Origin of the sequence: Amycolatopsis sp. NPDC051716 (assembly GCF_040681595.1) — a bacterium.
Lineage (GTDB): Bacteria > Actinomycetota > Actinomycetes > Mycobacteriales > Pseudonocardiaceae > Amycolatopsis.
This window is the reverse complement of sequence record NZ_JBFAZA010000001.1, coordinates 403599-421735: the sequence shown is the minus strand read 5'-3', so window position 1 is coordinate 421735 and position 18137 is coordinate 403599. Positions and strand designations below refer to the sequence as shown.

Below are 18137 nucleotides of genomic sequence, written 5' to 3'. Positions count from 1 at the left end.
CGAGAAACGTCCACTTAAGAGTGAACCTCGGCCGGCGCGGGCCGGTGCGTCAGCGCTCGCCGATGCGGCCGGGCAGCCCGAAGCGGCCCTTCTTCCACACCGAGACGATGGCCGGCCGCGGCTGCGCGGTGCCGCCGTCCGGCCAGTGCGACGTCGGGTTCGCCGAGCTCGCCGCGTTCTCGCCCGGGTGCTGGACCGCGACGAGCACCAGGTTGTCGGTCACGACCGGGCCGCACGTCTCGGCGCCGACCGGCACCGAGAGGAACTGCTTGACGTGCCCGCGCTCCGGACCGGCGACCGGCACCGAGAACAGGCCGTCGTTCGCGCCGAGGGCGTTGCCGTCGGTGGCGATCCACAGGTTTCCGTGCCGGTCGAAGGCCACGTTGTCCGGGCAGGAGATCGGGCTGACCTGGTCCTTGGGGAAGCCGCCGAAGTAGGTGTCCGCCGCCTTCGGGTCGCCGCAGACGAGCAGCAGCCGCCAGGAGAACCGGGTCGACGCCGCGTCGCCGCGGTCCTCCTCCCACTCCAGGACGTGGCCGTTCTTGTTGCCCACCCGTGGGTTCGGCTCGTCGGCGCCGGCCTTGCCCGTCGCGCCGCGGTCGCTGTTGTTGGTCAGCGCCGCGTAGATCCGGCCGTTGACCGGGTTCGGCTCGATGTCCTCCGGCCGGTCCATCTTCGTGGCGGCCACCTTGTCCGCGGCCTGGCGCGTGAAGACGTAGACCTCTTCGGCGGTGAAGCCGTCCACAAAGGACCTGTCGCCGCTCGCCAGCGGGATCCACTCGCCGGTGCCGTCGAACTCGCCGTCGGCGGGCAGGGTGCCCTTGCCGTCGATCTCCGCGGCCGGGCTGTCGCCGGTGAAGCGGCCGACGTAGAGCGTGCCCTCGTCGAGCAACGCCGAGTTGTGCCGCCGCGCGTGCGCGCTGTTGCCCGGCTTGTACTTGCCCTTCGAGACGAACTTGTAGATGTACTCGAACCGGCTGTCGTCCCCGGAGTAGACGGCGACCCGGCCGTCGGCGGTGATCTTGATGTTCGCGGCTTCGTGCTTGAACCGGCCGAGCGCGGTGTGCTTGACCGGCGTCGAGTTCGGGTCGTTGGGGTCGATCTCGACGACCCAGCCGAACCGGTTCGGCTCATTGGGTTCCTGGGAGACGTCCCAGCGCTTGTCGAACCGCTCCCACTTGCGGGTGCTCGTGCCGGCGCCGACGGAGTAGCGCTTGAGCCGCGCCGCCGCGACCGGGTCGGTGACCTGGTCGGAGTTGGCGAAGTACTGGTCGAAGTTCTCCTCGCCGGAGAGCACCGTGCCCCACGGCGTCACACCGCCGGAGCAGTTGTTCTGCGTGCCGCGGACCCGGCGCCCGCTCGGGTCGGCCGAGGTCTTGAGGAACTTCGAGCCGGCGGCCGGGCCGCGGACCTCGAAGATCGTGTCGAGGGTGATCCGGCGGCCGTACCGGCTCGGGACGACCTCGAGCCCGCCGTGGATCGGGTCGCGGCGGGCCTGCAGCACCGAAAGGCCGTGCGCGGCCCAGGCGATCTTCGCCTGCTCCTCGGTCGGGTTGGCCGGGTCGTACTGGCCGGCCGGGAACATGTGGACCTCGGTCGTGTACTCGTGGTTGACCACGAGCAGGTTCGACAGGCCCAGCGGGTCCTGCGGGATCAAGCCGACGAAGTCGTTGTTGTAGCCGAACTGCTTGGCCTGCGCGGCCGCGGTCTGCCGGGTGAAGTCGAACTTCGGCGCGCCCGCGACCACCGGGTCGCCCCAGCGGACGACGACGCGCTGCGCGTAGCCGTCGGGGATGGTGACGGCGTCGAGCTTGTTCGGCGGGACCGGGTCGAAGTCGGTGCCGGGCACCGGACGCGGCTTGGCGAGCGGTGCGGCGGCCGCGGTCCCCGACAGCGCCGCGAACCCGCTCGCCGCGGCGGCCATCACGGCCCCCGCTTTGAAGGCCCCGCGGCGCGAGATGTCCTTCACGACGTCGCCGAAGTACTCGTTCCCGGACTCGTTCGGCTCGGGGTGGGCGCAGGCGTTGCCACAGCGGTATTCGCAGGTGATCGGGGAGCGGCCGCCGGGGTGGGCGGAGAACAGCGGGAGCAGGTCGGGCACGAGGCCTCCATGGTGGGAGTTCGGGAACGAACCGACCGTAAGCCTCCCAAACCAGCCATTCCCGACATACAGGTGAACGGCGGGTGTACTGCTGGCCCGAACGGTCCCGTCAGAACTCTTCGCCGACGAGCGCGGCCTCTTTCGGGACCGTGTGCGGGTCGGTCGTGCGCTCCCGCAGCGAGAGCAGGCCACCGGCGATCACACACAGCACGGCCGAGGCGACGAACGGCGCCTGCGGCGAGCCGAACCACTCGGCGACGTGCCCGACGAGCGTCGCGGCGACCGCGCCACCCAGCCAGCGGCAGAAGTTGTAGCCCGCGCTGGCGACCGGGCGCGGCGCGTCGCTGATCGCCATCGCGGTGCCGGTGAACAGCGTGTTCAGCAGGCCGGACACCAGCCCGGAGACGATGATCCCGGCGACCAGCACCGGCTTGCTCGGCACGGCGAGGACCAGCATCAGCACGGCGTACCCGAAGACGGCGGCCGCGGCGGCGTGCCGCTCGCCGAGCCGGGCGGCCAGCCGCGGCGCGAGGGCGACCCCGGCGACGGCGACGCACAGGCCCCAGCCGCAGAACACCAGGCCGACGGCGATCGCGCTCCAGCCGAGGACGAACGGCGACCAGGCGAGCACCGCGAAGAACGCGGCGGTGTACAGCGCCGAGGCGACGGAGGTGCGCAGCAGGCCGGGGTGCTTCAGCGCGCGCAGCGGGTCGAGCAGCTTGATCGGCGCGCGCTTTTCGTGCTTGTCGCTGTTGAGGAACACCGCGCACAGCACGAGCGCGCCGGCCATCAGGATCGCGGTGCCGAGGAACGGGCCGCGCCAGGAAATCGAGCCGAGCAGCGCGCCCAGCAGCGGGCCGACCGACAGGCCGACGCCGAGAGCGGCCTCGTAGAGCAGGATCGCGCCGGACTGGCCGCCGGTCGCGGCGCCGACGATCACCGAAAGCGCGGTCGCGATGAAGAACGCGTTGCCGAGCCCCCAGACCGCGCGCAGCCCGACGAGCTGCTCGATCGACCCGGCGGCCGCGCAGAGGGCGGTGGCGGCGACGATCAGCGTCAGCCCGGCGAGCACCGTGCGCTTCGCGCCGAAGCGGGCGCTCGCCGCCCCGGTGACCAGCATCGCGACGACCTGGACGCCGAGGTAGGACGAGAAGAGCAGGGTGACCTGCGACGGCGTCGCGTCCAGGCCCTTGGCGATGGACAGCAGGATCGGGTCGACCAGGCCGATCCCCATGAAGGCGATGACCGCGGCGAACGCGGTGATCCACACCTGCTTGGGCTGGTCCTTGACGGCGTCCAGCAGGCTCGAGTGGTGTTCAGCGCTCATCGCTGATCAGTTCCTCCTTCTTCGTGTCGACAAGTAGCTTGGCGAGAGCGGGCAGGGCGGCTTCGATCGCGGCGCGGTCGGATTCGTCCATGGCGATCAGCCGCTCGCGGAGGAACTCCTCGCGAGCCGTCACCAGTTCGGCGTAAAAACGCAGGCCCTCGTCGGTGACTTCGACCAGCACCGCGCGGCCGTCGGCGGGGTCCGGGCGGCGGGTGGCCAGCCCGAGCCGTTCGAGCCGGCCGACGACGTCGGTCATCGACGGCAGCTTGACCCGTTCGTACTCGGCCAGCGCGCTCATCCGGCGCGGACCGCCGTTGACCAGCTCACTCAGCACCGAGCCCTGGGTGAGGGTCAGCGTCAGCTGCGGGGTCTGGCGGCGCACCTGGTGGTAGAGCCGGAAGACCAGCGGCCGCAGCCGGTGGGCGAGATCGGTGATCGCGGAAGTCACTTAGCCAGGCTAACAAAATTTAGTAAGGGTAGCTAAGTAAGTCGGCTCACAGGCTAGGCTCGGACCATGGACGCGGTGATCTTCGACCTCGACGGCGTACTGGTGGACTCCGAGCGGATCTGGGACGAAGTGCGGCGCGCGGTCGTCGCCGAGCACGGCGGCACCTGGCGCGAGGAGGCGACCCGCGCGCAGCAGGGGATGAGCACCCCGGAGTGGGCCCGCTACCTGGTGGAGGAGCTGGGCGCGCAGCTCACGCCGCCGGAGATCGCGACGGTCGTGGTCAAGCGGATGGCCGCCCGGTACGCGGCGGAGCCACCGTTGATCCCGGGTGCGGTGGACGTCGTGCGGCAGGTGTCGGCGCGGTGGCCGGTGGCGATCGCGAGCTCGTCGCCGGTGCTCCTGATCAAGGGGTTCCTCGACGTGACGGGCCTGCCGGTGGGGGCGGCGGTGTCGTCCGAGCAGGTCGGGGCCGGAAAACCGGCGCCGGACGTCTACCTGCGGGCGGCCGAGCTGCTGGGTGTCGCGCCGGCGGACTGCGCGGCCGTGGAGGACACCACGAACGGGCTGCGGTCCGCGCTGGCGGCGAAGATGGCGGTGTACGCGGTGCCCAATCCGCACTTTCCGCCCGACCCCGAGGTGCTGAAGCAGGCCACGGCGGTGGTGGAGAAGATCACCGACCTGCCCGGAGCACTCGGCCTCAGCTGACCTCGAAGCGCACCGGCGGCGAGTCCGGGTTGACGTCGGCGAGGAACACCTGGCCCGAGTCCATCGAGGTGATCAGCTTGCCTTGGCTCAGGTCACCCGCGGCGTCGTAGAGGCGCAGCACGTGCACCGCCCGGTCGACGAGGAAGACCGCCTTGCCCGCGGGCAGCGGCCCCCCGTTCTTGCCGATGTACCCGGCGTTCACGGGAGATCCCGACACGGGAACGCACGACGGCGACTCGACGCCGAAGTACGATTCCGGCCCGCCGTGCGTCGCGCCCTTGGGCAGCGCCTCGATGCAGAACACGGGCCGGCCCGTGTCGTCGAGGGCCTGGGAGGCGTACGAAGTCCAGGTGTTCGTCTGCCCCACGAAGTCGGTGAGCGCCTTCAGCTCACCCGCGGAGTTCAAGCGCAGCGAGAGCAGGGGCCGCGCGAGCACCAGCTCCTGCCCCTGGCGGGCCGCCGGCTCCGGTCCCGGGCTCTGCGCGGTGTTCAGGTTCGTGGCCAGCACCACGCTCGTCAGCACCGCCAGCACCGCGGCCAGCGGCGCACCCCACACCGCCGCCCGGCGGCGGCGCGACGGCCGCCGCTGCCGGCGCTGCTGCTCGGCCCAGGCCGCGTCGAGGTTGGGCGCGACCTCCCCGGCCTGTCCGCGCAGTGCTTCGGCCAGCTTGCGTTCGAGGTCGGTCATCGCTCACCTCCCAGGTCGTCCCCCAGGTGCTTGCGCAGATTCTCCATCGCGTGGTGCGTCGTCGCCTTGACCGTGCCCTGGGAGATGCCCAGGGTCTCCGCGATCGCCGCCGTGCTGAGGTCCAGCCAATAGCGGAGCACCAGCACCTCGCGCTGTCGCCGGGACAACCGCACCAGCACCGCGCGCAGCCGCTGGTGCTCCCAGTTCGCCACCGCCCTGACCTCGGCCGACAGCTCGTCCGGCGGCCGATCCTGCGGGGTCCGCCGGACGACGCGCAGGTGCCGGGTCCGCGAGCGCGACATGTTCACCACGATCGTGCGGAGGTAGCCGGCCACCCGGGAGTGGTCGGTCAGGGAGTCCCAGCGCTGGTGGAGCTTGACGAAAGCCTCCTGCGCCACGTTCTCCGCGTCGTCCGCGCCGAGCAGGTGGGCCAGCCGGGTCATCTGGCCGAAGTACTCGCGGAAGAGGTCGTGAAAGGTCGGCGCGCCCAGGTCCCCCGGCGCGCTTTCGCCCACACTCGCACTCACACCCCGCCAACGCCCACCCGGCCCCACCGGTTTAGTGCACCACGCGAAGAAGGCCGCCACCAGCGGTGACGGCCTTCTGCGGGTACCGAGGGTTACCGCTCCACCTCGCCGCGGATGAACTTCTCCACGGCGTCGCGGGCGGTCGAGTCGTCGTACTGCTCCGGCGGCGACTTCATGAAGTAGGAGGACGCCGACAGGATCGGGCCGCCGATGCCGCGGTCGAGCGCGATCTTCGCGGCGCGGACGGCGTCGATGATGATGCCCGCCGAGTTCGGCGAGTCCCACACCTCGAGCTTGTACTCCAGGTTCAGCGGCACGTCGCCGAACGCGCGGCCCTCGAGCCGGACGTAGGCCCACTTGCGGTCGTCGAGCCACTGCACGTAGTCCGACGGCCCGATGTGGACGTTGCCCTTGCCGAGGTCGCGGTCGACCTGCGACGTGACGGACTGGGTCTTCGAGATCTTCTTCGACTCGAGCCGCTCGAGCTCCTTCATGTTCAGGAAGTCCATGTTCCCGCCCACGTTGAGCTGCATCGTCCGGTCGAGCTGGACGCCGCGGTCCTCGAACAGCTTCGCCAGCACGCGGTGCGTGATGGTGGCGCCGACCTGGGACTTGATGTCGTCACCGACGATCGGGACACCGGCGTCTTCGAACTTCTTGGCCCACTCCGGGTCGGAGGCGATGAACACCGGCAGCGCGTTGACGAACGCCACCCCGGCGTCGATCGCGGCCTGGGCGTAGAACTTGTCCGCCACCTCGGAGCCCACCGGCAGGTACGACACGAGCACGTCGGCCTGCGCCTCGCGCAGCGCGGCGACGATGTCGACCGGGGTCTCGTCGGACTCCTCGATCGTCTCGCGGTAGAAGCGGCCGAGGCCGTCGTGGGTGTGGCCGCGCTGGACGGTGACGCCGAGCGGCGGCACGTCGGCGATCTTGATGGTGTTGTTCTCGGAGGCGAAGATCGCCTCGGACAGGTCGCGGCTGACCTTCTTGGCGTCCACGTCGAACGCGGCGACGAACTCGATGTCGCGGACGTGGTAGCCGCCGAAGTCGACGTGCATCAGACCGGGGACGCGGGTGGCCGGGTCCGCGTCGCGGTAGTACTGGACACCCTGGACCAGCGACGCCGCACAGTTGCCGACGCCCACGATGGCCACCCGTACGCGGCGGTTCTCGCCCATGGGGGTTTCTCCTTCAATCCGTAATCGTTTCAGTAGGTCTGGTGCCGCCACGCTGCGGCCCGGGCCGGGCGGCTCAGGTATCCGGACCCTGCCGTTCGGCTTGTTCGTGCGCGATCAGCTCGTTGAGCCAGCGCACCTCCCGCTCGCTGGTCTCCAGCCCCAGCCGGTGCAGCTCGCGGGTGTAGCGATCGATCTTCTCCTCGGCCCTGGCCAGCGCCGCCCGCATGCCCTCACGGCGTTCTTCGACGCGGCGGCGGCGGCCCTCGAGGATCCGCATCCGCACGTCGGCCGGGGTCCGCGAGAAGAAGGCCAGGTGGACGCCGAAACCTTCGTCGTCCCAGGTCTGCGGCCCGGCGTCGCCGAGCAGCTCACCGAAGCGCTCCTTGCCCTCCGCGGTGAGCTTGTAGACGCGCCGTCCGCGCCGCGACCACGCCCGGTCGTCGGCCTCGTCCAGCTCTTCGACCAGGTACCCGGCCCGCAGCAGCTTCCGCAGGGTCGGGTACAGCGAGCCGTACGAGAACGTCCGGAACGTGCCGAGCGTCTCGTTCAGCCGCTTGCGCAGCACGTACCCGTGCATGGGCGCTTCGTGCAGAAGACCGAGGATCGCGAACTCCAGCACACCGCACCCCCTTCCGGGAACAAACCGAGACCACCCGCGTTGCTCCGAACGAGCGCCTCGATCCAACCTACTCAGCCACTATATCGCGCCGATACATCGAAGTGGCGAAGCTAACCTCCCCCACCACCCATCGGGGACGAAATTCACCGGAGAGTTATCGAACGTCCGGCGTGTCCGGGCCGGTCCCGGGCTTGGCGCCGCTAGGGGGCGTGGACGCCACAGGAAGAGCCCGTACTCTGTTCTCGTGATTAACCAGCGGCAGGTCGTGGACTACGCGCTGCAGCGCCGTGCGCTGCTGGCCGAAGTCCGCTCCGGGCGCGTCGGCAGCCATGAAGCCTGCGACGCGAGCCCGTACCTGCTGCGGGCGGCGAAGTTCCACGGCCGGGACGGTGATCTCCCCTGCCCGATCTGCCGCCAGGAGCCGCTGACCCTGGTGTCCTGGGTCTACGGCGACGAACTCAAGCACGTCGCGGGCTCGGCCCGGAACCCCGAAGAGCTGGCCAGGATGGCGGGCTCGTTCGCCGAGTTCACCGTGTACGACGTCGAAGTGTGCCGGGCGTGCCACTGGAACCACTTGGTCCGGTCATACGTCCTGGGCACAGGGGAACCGGCGGATCCACGAAGGACCGCACGCCGGTGAGCCACCGTACGACCATCGCAACACGCAGGTCAGTGCCCCTGCGGGTACTGATCCGGGAGGCCCATCCGTGACCGACGACAACCGCTCCTGGCCGAACCAGGAGCCAGACGCACCCCGCCGCGGCCAGTGGCCGGGTGAAGATGCGGGACCGGCGTGGCCCGGTGAGTCCCCCCGGCGCGCCAACCCGCCACGCGGTGGCGCCGGGCAGGGCGGTCCGGCCTGGCCCGCCGGCGACGAAGGTGGCCGGCAGTGGCCCGGTGAGCAGCCACGACGCCCGCAGGCGCCCGGCGGCCAGAGCGGTGCGGCCGGCAGCCGGCGCCAGCCGCCCCCGTCCGGTGGTCGCCGTCCCGGTCAGCCGCCCGGCTCGCCGCCGCAGGGCTTCCGGCAGCCCCCGCCCGGCGGCCGTCGTCCGGAGCCGGAACCCGAGCGTGAGCCGGATCTCATCACCCACCACGCGCACAACGGGACCGAAGACGGCTACGAGCCGTACGACGACGACCGGTTCGACGAGTTCGCCGACGACGTCGAGCCCCAGCAGGAGCTCGACGAGAAGGGCCGCAAGGTCCTCACGCCGGCACAGCGGAAGAAGCGCCGCTGGAAGATCATCCGGCGGGTCGCCTACGCCTGCGTCGGCGTCTTCTTCGTCGTTCCCGCGATCGCGTTCGTGATCACCTACTTCATGGTCGACGTGCCGACGGCGGAGAGCGTCGCGGCCCTGCAGAGCCAGCCGATCACCTACTACTACGCCGACGGCAAGACGGTGATGGGCAAGGAAGTGCCCAAGAGCGGCAACCGCCAGCTGCTCAAGCCGGGCGAGATCCCCGACGTCGTCAAGCACGCCGTGTACTCGGCCGAGGACGCGACGTTCGAGACCAACTCCGGCTTCGACGTCACCGGCATCCTCCGCGCGGTGTTCAAGCAGGCCACCGGCGGGCAGGGCGGTGGGTCGACCATCTCCCAGCAGTACATCAAGAAGGCCACCGAGAACGACGCCCCGACGCTGACCCGCAAGTGGACCGAGCTGGCCAAGTCGTTCAAGATGAACAACCAGCAGTCCAAAGAAGAGATCATCACCGGGTACCTGAACATCGTCTACTTCGGCCGCGGGGCGAGCGGCATCGAGGCCGCCGCGAAGGCCTACTTCAACAAGGACGCCAAGGACCTCAGCGCTTCGGAAGCCGCGCTGCTGGCCGGTCTGATCCAGGGACCGAGCAAATCGGAGAACCAGGACTACGCCCAGGGCCGGTGGAAGTACGTGATGGACCAGATGGTGGCCAACAAGTGGCTGCGCGCGGACGAACGCACGGCGGCGCAGTTCCCGACGCCGATCCCGAAGAACTCCAACAAGGAGGAGAATTCGGGCAAGATGACCTACCAGCTCCAGCAGCGGATCAAGGAAGAGCTGGGCGCGAAGGGCTACGACGAGACCAAGCTGTTCGCCACCGGCGCCAAGATCTACACCACGATCGACCCGGCGGCGCAGGACGCGGCGGACCAGGCCGTCCAGCAGGGCATGAAGGGCCAGACGGACGAGAAGCTGCTCGCCGCGCTCGTGGCCGTGGACCCGAAGACCGGCGGGATCCTCGCCTACAACTACGGCCCGGAAACCGTGAAGGACAAGGACGGGCAGGACGCGATCGGGCAGGACCGGGCGAACCAGGCCCGCAACCCGGGCTCGTCGATGAAGCCGTTCGACCTGACCGGGTTCCTCAAGATGGGCGGCGGCCTCGGCGACATCTTCGACGGCTCGGACAACCGCAAGTTCCCCGGGGTCGCCAAGCCGGTCCGCAACGCGGGCGAGAACGAAAGCTGCGGTACGCAGTGCACGGTCGCGAAGGCGATGGAGATTTCGGCGAACACCGTGTTCTACGACATGGTGTTCAACAAGGTGAAACCGAAGGGGGTCGTGACGGCGGCGAAGCAGGCCGGTGTCCGGACGACCGACGAAGGTGGCACCGCCACGCTGTTCGACGGAGACAACAACATCTCGCTCGGCGGTGGTAGGACCCAGGTGGCCCCCCGGGACATGGCTTCGGCGTACGCGTCGTTCGCCAGCGGCGGCGTCTACCACGAGCAGCACTTCGTCTCGAAGCTGACGAACGCCCAGGACGAGGTGGAGTTCGACGAGAACAACATCAAGTCCAACCCGGCGTTCGACAACGACGCGGCGAAGAGCCAGCAGATCGCCGGCAACGTCACCGAAGCGCTGAAGCCGGTCATCGGGCATTCGAGCCTGAAGTGCCCGCCCGGCCACGAGTGCGCCGGCAAGACCGGTACGCAGCAGTACTCGCCCAAGGAGGGTGACCCCGCCTCGTACAACAACCTCAACGCCCAGACCTGGATGGTGGGCTACACCCCGTCGGTGTCCGCGGCGGTGTGGGTCGGCGGCGACGGCAACCAGCCGCTGCACGACTCGAAGAACAAGCCGATCTTCGGTTCCACGATCGCCGGTCCGACCTGGCAGAACTTCCTGAACCTCTACCTCAAGGGCAAGCCGGCGGAGAAGTTCGACAAGGTCGAGCCGCTGGGCAAGGACGTCAACGAGGTGACCACGACGCCGCCGAAGCCCTCGGACACGCCGACACCGCAGGAGACCCCGAGCACGACGTCGTCCCAGCCGCCCCCGGAGACGCCCACCGAAACCGAAACCTCGACTTCCCGGACGAGGACGTCCCGGCCGGGCCCGGGCGGGACCACCCCGTCGCTGCCCGGCGGCGGTGACGGGCTCGGCAGACCACCGGGTTCGGACGGATGACCCCGAAGGCCTCGCACTGTTTCAGTGCGGGGCCTTCGTTTTGGTGAACCACCGCCGTCCGTGGTCCGTGTGGAGTGTCGAGGGGCCTGCGCCCGCAGCCCACCGGCGTACCGGAGGACGGCCCGTGTACACCGACCGAAATCGCTCGAGGTCCGGCCGGAGGCCGGTTCCGCGTGGTCGCTACCAGCCACGCCGGCCGCTCCCGCGGCCGGCCGAACCGGACGCACCGGACGATCTCGCCGCCGACGTCACCCCGAACCCCCCACCGGACCGGCGCAACCGCCGCTGGAAGACGGTGCGCCGGGTGCTGTACGTCTTGTCCGGCCTGTTCTTCTTCGTGCCCGCGGTCGCCTTCGTGATCACGTACTTCGCCGTCGACGTGCCTTCACCGGACAAGGTCGCGCAGTCGCAGGGCCAGGCGGTCACGTACCTCTACGCCGACGGCACCGAGATGGGCAAGGACGTGCCCGCCGGCGGGAACCGGCAGATCCTCGAGCCGGCCCAGATCCCGGACGTCGTCAAGAAGGCCGTGATCGCCACCGAGGACGCGTCCTTCGAGACCAACTCCGGCTTCGACCTCTCGGGTATCGCGCGGGCCGCCTACAACCAGGCCACCGGCGGGTCCGGCGGTGGCTCGACGATTTCGCAGCAGTACATCAAGAAAGCCACCGGCGACGACTCGCCGACGTTGACCCGCAAATGGGTCGAGCTCGCGAAGTCGTTCAAGATGAACCAGACGTACCAGAAGGCGGACATCATCACCGCCTACCTCAACACCATCTACTTCGGCCGCGGCGCGTACGGCATCCAGGCGGCGGCGCAGGCGTACTTCGGCAAGGACGCCGCCCAGCTGGACTACTCCGAGGCCGCGTTGCTCGCCGGGCTGATCCAGCAGCCGGGACGTTCGGAGAACGCGACGGTCGCCCGCGACCGGTGGGGCACCGCCCTGGACCGCATGCAGCGCAACGGGTACCTCACCGCCGCCGACCGGAAGGCCGCCAAGTTCCCGACACCCGTGCCGCTCGTCGAATCACGGCCGGGGACCAAGCTCAACCCGTTCGTCAAGAAGCAGGTCAAGGCCGAGCTGGCCGCGGCGGGGATCCCGGAGGAGAAGTACTACGCGGGCGGGTTCCAGGTGTTCACGACGATCGACGCGAAGGCGCAGGAAGCCGCCGAAAAGGCCGTGGCCGAGGGCATGGCCGGGCAGACCGACGACCGCATCCTCGACGCGCTGGTCGCCGTCGACCCGAAGTCCGGCGGCGTGCTCGCCTACTACGGCGGGGCGCCGATCGTGAAGGGCCCGAACGGCGAGGACCAGGCCGGCCGCGACTGGGCGGACGAAGCGCACAACCCCGGGTCGTCGATGAAGCCGTTCGACCTCACGGCGTTCCTCAAGGGCGGCCGCGGGCTGAACGCGGTCTTCGACGGCCGCTCGCCGCGGACGTTCCCCGACGTGCCGCTGCCGGTGCGCAACGCCGGCACCAGCAGCAGCTGCTCCGAGCAGTGCACGGTGGCCGAGGCGATGCAGAGGTCCACCAACACCGTCTTCTACGACATGGTGCTCAACGTGACCAAGCCGGGCGGGGTGGCCGAAGCCGCGCAGGAGGCGGGCATCCGCACGAAGGACACCGGCGGCCGCAGCGTGCTGTTCACCGGCGACAACAACATCTCCATCGGCGGCGGCCAGACCGCGGTCACGCCGGCGGACATGGCCGCGGGGTACGCGACCTTCGCCGCCGGCGGCGTCCAGCACGGCCGCCACTTCGTGCAGAAGGTGACGAACTCCCAGGGCGAAACCGCCTACGAGGCCGACGCGCGCGCGACGGACGCGTTCGCGGACAACGACCGCGGCAAGAGCCGGCAGATCGCCGGGAACGTGACCGCCGCGCTGGCGCCGGTGATCCCGTTCTCGCGGCTGACCTGCCCGCCCGGCCACGAGTGCGCGGGCAAGACCGGCACCCAGCAGCACACGCCCGGCGACAACGAACCCGCGTCCGCGGCGAACACGAACTCGCAGACGTGGATGGTGGGTTACACGCCCTCGGTCTCCGCCGCGGTGTGGGTGGGCAGCGACGGCGACAAGGCGCTGCGCGGGCCGACCGGCCAGCCGCTGACCCCGTCCGTCGTGGCCGGCCCCGTGTGGCAGCGGTTCATGCAGCTCTACCTGACCGGGAAACCGGCCGAGCGCTTCGACCGGGTCCAGGCGATCACCGCACCGCAGGACGACCAGCTGCAGTTCCAGCTCCAGCAGCAACAACAGCAGCAGCAGTTTCAGCAACAGCAGCAGCAGAACCAGGACCAGCAGGAGCAGCGCCTCAGCATCGGCCGCGGTGGCAACCAGGACCAGCAGCAACAACAGCAACAGCAACAGAACCGCGTGCGGCGCGACGGCCGGGGGCCCGGCCGCGGCAACGGGAACGACACCGGCCAGGCAAACTTCGGCCCGTGAGCACGCCGGGCGGCCCGGGAAAGGTGGCCGTGACCTCGGAGCTGGGGGTCACCGAGGTCACGGCCGGTCAGGGGGTCAGAGCTCGACCACGGTGCCTTCGACGCCGGCGCGGTGGGCCGCCTCGATCACGCGCAGGGCCTCGACCGACGACGCCGGGTCGACCGGGAACTCGCCTTCGCCGCGCAGGGCGTCGCGCACCTGGGCGTAGAACTGCTCGTAGCGGCCGGTCTCGGTCGGCACGGTCTCGACGTCCGGGCCGACGCCGAGCTTCCCGGCGTCCGCCGCGGGCTCGGTGCCCCAGCCGGCGTCGCCGGGGCGCAGGCCCGCCTTGATCTGCGGTTCCTGCACGTCGAGGCCGTACTTGGTGAAGGTCGCGCGGTCGCCGAGCACCCGGAACCGCGGGTTCTGCGTGCCCGCCAGCGCGGTCGCCCACAGGTGCGAGCGGACGCCGTTCGCGTGGTGCAGCGCGACGAAGACGTCGTCGTCGACCTGGACGCCGGCCCGGCGGCGGTCGACCTCCGCGTAGACGCGGGTGACCGGGCCGAACAGCTGCAGCGCCTGGTCGACGATGTGCGCGCCGAGGTCGTAGAGCAGGCCGCCGGCCTCGGCCGGGTCGCCGAATTCGCGCCAGTTGTCCTTGGGCTTCGGCACCCAGCGGTCGTAGCGGGACTCGAAGCGGAACACCTCGCCGAGCCGTCCCGAATCGAGGACCTTCCGCACGGTGAGGAAGTCGGAGTCGAGCCGCCGGTTCTGGAAGACCGTCAGGCCGACACCCGCCGCCTTCGCCGCATCGACGACCCGCTGGGCGTCGGCCGCGGTCGGCGCGAACGGCTTGTCGACCACCACCGGCAGGCCGGCTTCGATCGCGCGCAGGGCGAGCGGAACGTGCGTGCGGTTCGGCGTGCTGACCACGACGAGGTCGAGATCGCCGGCCCGCTCGAACAACGCGTCGGCGTCCGGCACGATCTCCGCGCCCGGGTGGTCGATGCGGGCTTGCGCGGCGTTGCCCGACGTCGTGATCACCGCCGGGGTGAGCCCGGGCGTGGCCGCCACCAGGGGTGCGTGGAAAACGCGGCCCCCGATGCCGTACCCGAGGATGCCCACGCGCAAGTCGTCCGCCATGCCCGCCATTAAACAACAGCGTTGCCTAATTGGCCAGACGTGCGAAGATCCTCTCCATGGCGGACACCGGGGTGAACCTGCGCGACGTGCGCGAGCACAACCGTGTGCTGCTGCTCACGCACATCCTGCGCGCCGGTGGCCTCAGCCGGGTGGAACTCGCCGAACGCACCGGGCTCACCCAGCAGGCCGTCTCCAAGATCGTCCCCGAACTGCTCGACACCGGCCTGCTGGACGAGGAGCGGCAGCCGTCCGCCGGCGTGGGCAAACCCCGCACGGCGCTGCGCATCCGGGCGGGCGCCAGGCACGCTCTCGGCGCGCGCCTCGACCGCGACGAGTACCGCGTGCTGCGCGCCAACCTCGTCGGCGAGGTGGAGGAAACGGCGGGCGGCCCGCTGCCACGCGGCTTCACGCCCGCGCAGGCCGTCGACGCCATCGGCACCACCGCCCTCGAACTCGCCGACGGCTTCGACGTGCTCGGCCTCGGCCTCGGCGCGGTCGGCCCGCTGGACCACCGCGCCGGCCTGGTCCGCGACGCGACGAACATGCCCGGCTGGCACGACGTGCCGCTGCGCGAGCTGCTGGAGCAGCGCACCGGGCTGCCGGTGACGCTCGACAAGAACACCAACGCCGCCGCGTTCGCCCGGCTCTGGCCGCACGGCGAGCCGACGGCGACCGCGGTGGTGCTCGTCGGCACCGGCATCGGCGTCGGCCTGCTGATCGACGGGCGGCTCTACCGCGGCCCGCGGACCAACGCGGGTGAGTTCGGGCACACCACGATCGCCTACGACGGGCCGCGCTGCGCCTGCGGGCGGCGCGGCTGCGTCGAGATCATGGCCAAGCGGGCGCCGGACACCCGGACCGCCGCCGGCTTCCTCGGCATCGGCCTGGCCGACCTGGTGCAGGTGCTCGACCTCGAGCGGATCGTGCTGGCCGGGCGGGCGGTCCGGGACGAGCCGGACGTCCACCGGGAAGCCGTCTCGGCCCGGCTCGAGGAACTGCTGCCGCTGCCGCACTGGCAGCGGATCGAGGTCGTCGAAGACACCTCCGGCGAGGAGATCGTCACCCGCGGCGCGGCCGCGGAAGTGCTGGCCTCGTTCTACGCGAATCCGGCATGATCACCGGCTTCACCACCGCGCACGCCGATCACCGATACGATCCGCCTCGTGCCAGAGGAGACCACGCGGGAGCCGGAACCCGGCCCCGTGACGCTGACCCGGGCGGAACGGATCGTCCCGAGCTGGAACGAGCCGCTCGCGGCGGCGGTCACCAGACCCCTCGGCGGCCCGCTCGGTGAGCACGCGGCGGTCGGCAGGCACTGGTTCTGGTCGCCCCAGCGCGTCGGGCTGCTGCTGGCCACCCTGGCGCTGATGCTGTGCTGGTTCGGCAAGGGCTCCTGCATCCAGCAATACCAGGACTCGAGCGGCGCCACCCAGCTCGACTGGCGCGCGGGCCGCCCGTTCGTGGCCATGTGCTACTCCGACATCGTGCCGCTCTACGGCTCCGAGCGGCTCGACCGGCCGGGCACCTTCCCGTACTACACGTCGTGGCAGGAAAGCTCGCAGACCGCCGAGAACAACACCCGGTACATGGAGTACCCGGTGCTCACCGGCCTGTTCCAGTGGGCGAACGCGAAGCTCGCGGCGGGCTGGCTGAACGTCGCCGAGTCCGGCTGGCTGCCCGGCGCGCTGCCGGTGGCGGTCTACTTCGACATCACCGCGTTCTTCCTGGCGCTCGCGTGGCTGGTCACCGTGTGGGCGACCGGCCGCACGGTGAGACGCCGCCCGTGGGACATGGTCCTGGTGGCGATCTCGCCGCTGGTGCTGGTGCACGCGTTCACGAACTTCGACGCGCTCGCGACCGCGTTCACCGCGACCGGCCTGCTCGCCTGGGCGCGGAAACGCCCGCTGCTCGCCGGCGTCCTGCTCGGGCTGGGCGCGACGGCGAAGCTCTACCCGCTCTTCCTGCTGGGCGTGCTGTTCGCGCTGTGCCTGCGCGCGGGCAAGCTGACGCCGTTCTGGAAGACCGCGGGCGCCGCCGTCGTGACGTGGCTGGCGGTGAACGCGCCGTTCATCCTCACCGCGACCCGCGGCTGGTGGGAGTTCTTCCGGATGAGCGCCCTGCGGCCGATGGACCCGGACTCCCTGTACAACGTCTTCTCGTACACCAGCGGCTGGGCCGGGTTCGACGGCGTGCTGCAGAAGAACCAGACGCCGACGTACCTGAACGTCACGGTGGCCGTGCTGTTCCTGACCTGCTGCGCCGGGATCGCCTACCTCGCGCTGGCCGCGCCCCGCCGGCCGCGCGTCGGCCAGCTCGCGTTCCTCGTGGTGGCCGCGTTCCTGCTGACGAACAAGGTGTGGAGCCCGCAGTACTCGCTGTGGCTGGTCCCGCTGGCGGTGCTGGCGATCCCGCGCTGGCGGCTGCTGCTCGGCTGGATGCTGATCGACGCCGTCGTCTGGGTGCCGCGGATGTTCTACTACCTCGGCGTCGACCACAAGGGCCTGCCCGAGGGCTGGTTCCTCGGCACGGTCGTGGTCCGCGACCTCGCCGTCATCGGGCTCTGCGTGCTGGTCGTCCGGGAGATCTACCGCCCGGCCACCGACCTGGTGCGGATGGACGGCGACGACGACCCGGCCGGCGGCTTCCTCGACGGCGCCCGTGACGTGATCATCCCGAACGCCACCCGGCGCCGCCGGAAGGCCGTCACCGTCTAACCGAGCTGTTCCCGCAGGTAGGCGATGTCGGTGGCCTGCCCGTCGGCCGGCGTCTCGACGACGACCGGGGCGCCCGCCTCGCGGGCGACGGCGACCAGCGCCTCGGGGTCGATCGTCCCGTCGCCCTGCACGATGCTGGCGTGCCGGTCGCGCGTCGAGCCGAACTCGTCGCGGGAGTTGTTGAGGTGCACCAGGTCGATCCGGCCGGTGATGGCCTTGACTCGTCCGACGGCGGTCGCGAGGTCCCAGCCCGCGGCGTACGCGTGGCAGGTGTCCAGGCAGAACCCGGCGCCGAACTCGCCGACCTTGTCCCACAGCCGGGCGATGACGTCGAGGTCGCGGGTCATCGCGTTCTCGCCGCCGGCGGTGTTCTCGATCAGGATCGGGACCTTGAAGCCGCCCTTCTCCTGTTCGCGCTCGAACAGCTTGCGCCAGTTGTCCAGGCCGGCCTCGGCGTCGTCGTTCGCGCCGACGTGCCCGCCGTGCACGATCAGGCCCTTCGCGCCGATCGCGGCCGCACCGTCCGCGTGCTGCGTGACGTTCTTCCGGGACGGGATCCGGATCCGGTTGTTCAGCGAAGCCACGTTGATGAGGTACGGCGCGTGGATGAACACCTCGACCGGGTCGGCCGCGATGGCCTCGCCGTGCGGGTGCGGCTTCGGGGCCTTCCAGCCCTGCGGGTCCGAGAGGAAGAATTGGACGACTTCGGCTTTGCGCTCGACGACCGCGGGCAACGGGTCGTCGTCACGGACATGGGCGCCAATCAGCATGCCGAGCACGCTACTCCCGGGCCCGTTTCCGGCCGGTGGGCCCGGTTGGTGACGCTCGTGGAGTACCGTGAGCGCGTTCCGTGATCCAGAT

The 18137-nt window shown here is 70.6% G+C and carries 15 protein-coding genes; 6 read left to right on the top strand and 9 right to left on the bottom strand.

Features of this window, described 5'->3' with window-relative positions; genetic code table 11:
- Positions 1-49 precede the first annotated feature (49 nt).
- The 3 genes from AB0M30_RS02020 to AB0M30_RS02010 all read right to left on the bottom strand — a co-directional run bounded on the left by AB0M30_RS02020 (position 50) and on the right by AB0M30_RS02010 (position 3876).
- Entirely contained in the window at positions 50-2101 is a 2052-nt protein-coding gene (locus tag AB0M30_RS02020) for a PhoX family phosphatase (protein ID WP_364578675.1), read from the bottom strand.
- 109 nt (positions 2102-2210) lie between these two features.
- Positions 2211-3428: an MFS transporter gene (locus AB0M30_RS02015; RefSeq protein ID WP_364578672.1), complete on the bottom strand. Its 1218-nt coding sequence runs from the start codon at positions 3426-3428 to the stop codon at positions 2211-2213.
- Positions 3418-3876: a MarR family transcriptional regulator gene (locus tag AB0M30_RS02010; RefSeq protein ID WP_364578669.1), complete on the bottom strand. Its 459-nt coding sequence runs from the start codon at positions 3874-3876 to the stop codon at positions 3418-3420. The genes AB0M30_RS02015 and AB0M30_RS02010 overlap by 11 nt, the downstream gene beginning before the upstream one ends.
- A 66-nt stretch (positions 3877-3942) precedes the next feature.
- Here AB0M30_RS02010 and AB0M30_RS02005 point away from each other — a divergent pair, with 66 nt between their 5' ends.
- The gene (locus AB0M30_RS02005) at positions 3943-4581 is read left to right on the top strand and encodes an HAD family phosphatase (RefSeq protein WP_364578667.1); all 639 of its coding nucleotides are present in this window, start codon (positions 3943-3945) and stop codon (positions 4579-4581) included.
- Here AB0M30_RS02005 and AB0M30_RS02000 read toward each other — a convergent pair.
- From AB0M30_RS02000 to AB0M30_RS01985, 4 genes are all read right to left on the bottom strand, one after another.
- Positions 4574-5269 carry a hypothetical protein gene (locus tag AB0M30_RS02000; protein ID WP_364578664.1) on the bottom strand — a complete coding sequence of 232 codons (696 nt, stop codon included), beginning with the start codon at positions 5267-5269 and terminating at the stop codon, positions 4574-4576. The two genes, AB0M30_RS02005 and AB0M30_RS02000, sit on opposite strands and share 8 nt — an antisense overlap.
- Positions 5266-5796: a SigE family RNA polymerase sigma factor gene (locus AB0M30_RS01995; RefSeq protein WP_364578662.1), complete on the bottom strand. Its 531-nt coding sequence runs from the start codon at positions 5794-5796 to the stop codon at positions 5266-5268. Before AB0M30_RS01995 ends, AB0M30_RS02000 begins: the two co-directional genes overlap by 4 nt.
- 92 nt (positions 5797-5888) lie before the next feature.
- On the bottom strand, positions 5889-6977 hold the full coding sequence (locus AB0M30_RS01990) for an inositol-3-phosphate synthase (protein ID WP_364578659.1): 1089 nt from the start codon (positions 6975-6977) through the stop codon (positions 5889-5891).
- A 73-nt stretch (positions 6978-7050) separates the two neighbouring features.
- Positions 7051-7596 (bottom strand): PadR family transcriptional regulator, encoded by a 546-nt coding sequence (locus tag AB0M30_RS01985; protein WP_103340316.1) that lies wholly within the window; start codon positions 7594-7596, stop codon positions 7051-7053.
- 244 nt (positions 7597-7840) lie between these two features.
- On the opposite strand from AB0M30_RS01985, the gene AB0M30_RS01980 reads away from it, so the two are divergent.
- The 3 genes from AB0M30_RS01980 to AB0M30_RS01970 all read left to right on the top strand — a co-directional run bounded on the left by AB0M30_RS01980 (position 7841) and on the right by AB0M30_RS01970 (position 13440).
- Positions 7841-8236, top strand: coding sequence for a DUF5318 domain-containing protein (locus AB0M30_RS01980; protein WP_103340315.1), 396 nt, complete (start codon positions 7841-7843; stop codon positions 8234-8236).
- A gap of 67 nt (positions 8237-8303) precedes the next feature.
- The gene (locus tag AB0M30_RS01975) at positions 8304-10991 is read left to right on the top strand and encodes a transglycosylase domain-containing protein (protein WP_364578656.1); all 2688 of its coding nucleotides are present in this window, start codon (positions 8304-8306) and stop codon (positions 10989-10991) included.
- A gap of 124 nt (positions 10992-11115) precedes the next feature.
- Positions 11116-13440 carry a transglycosylase domain-containing protein gene (locus AB0M30_RS01970; protein WP_364578653.1) on the top strand — a complete coding sequence of 775 codons (2325 nt, stop codon included), beginning with the start codon at positions 11116-11118 and terminating at the stop codon, positions 13438-13440.
- A gap of 75 nt (positions 13441-13515) precedes the next feature.
- On the opposite strand, the gene AB0M30_RS01965 is transcribed toward AB0M30_RS01970, so the two are convergent.
- Positions 13516-14562: a Gfo/Idh/MocA family oxidoreductase gene (locus AB0M30_RS01965; RefSeq protein WP_364578651.1), complete on the bottom strand. Its 1047-nt coding sequence runs from the start codon at positions 14560-14562 to the stop codon at positions 13516-13518.
- Positions 14563-14618: 56 nt separating this feature from the next.
- On the opposite strand from AB0M30_RS01965, the gene AB0M30_RS01960 reads away from it, so the two are divergent.
- Positions 14619-15677 carry an ROK family transcriptional regulator gene (locus AB0M30_RS01960; RefSeq protein WP_364578761.1) on the top strand — a complete coding sequence of 353 codons (1059 nt, stop codon included), beginning with the start codon at positions 14619-14621 and terminating at the stop codon, positions 15675-15677.
- Positions 15678-15725: 48 nt separating this feature from the next.
- Positions 15726-17276 (top strand): glycosyltransferase 87 family protein, encoded by a 1551-nt coding sequence (locus AB0M30_RS01955; RefSeq protein ID WP_364578648.1) that lies wholly within the window; start codon positions 15726-15728, stop codon positions 17274-17276.
- Here AB0M30_RS01955 and AB0M30_RS01950 read toward each other — a convergent pair.
- On the bottom strand, positions 17273-18046 hold the full coding sequence (locus AB0M30_RS01950; RefSeq protein ID WP_364578646.1) for a deoxyribonuclease IV: 774 nt from the start codon (positions 18044-18046) through the stop codon (positions 17273-17275). The two genes, AB0M30_RS01955 and AB0M30_RS01950, sit on opposite strands and share 4 nt — an antisense overlap.
- Positions 18047-18137: the final 91 nt, after the last annotated feature.

Excerpts from the sequence above, each read along its gene's own strand:
- AB0M30_RS01965 (WP_364578651.1), bottom strand. The coding sequence starts at position 14,562 with ATGGCGGACGACTTGCGCGTGGGCATCCTCGGGTACGGCATCGGGGGC.
- AB0M30_RS01990 (WP_364578659.1), bottom strand. The coding sequence starts at position 6,977 with ATGGGCGAGAACCGCCGCGTACGGGTGGCCATCGTGGGCGTCGGCAAC.
- AB0M30_RS01960 (WP_364578761.1), top strand. The coding sequence starts at position 14,619 with ATGGCGGACACCGGGGTGAACCTGCGCGACGTGCGCGAGCACAACCGT.
- AB0M30_RS02005 (WP_364578667.1), top strand. The coding sequence starts at position 3,943 with ATGGACGCGGTGATCTTCGACCTCGACGGCGTACTGGTGGACTCCGAG.
- AB0M30_RS02000 (WP_364578664.1), bottom strand. The coding sequence starts at position 5,269 with ATGACCGACCTCGAACGCAAGCTGGCCGAAGCACTGCGCGGACAGGCC.
- AB0M30_RS02015 (WP_364578672.1), bottom strand. The coding sequence starts at position 3,428 with ATGAGCGCTGAACACCACTCGAGCCTGCTGGACGCCGTCAAGGACCAG.
- AB0M30_RS01950 (WP_364578646.1), bottom strand. The coding sequence starts at position 18,046 with ATGCTGATTGGCGCCCATGTCCGTGACGACGACCCGTTGCCCGCGGTC.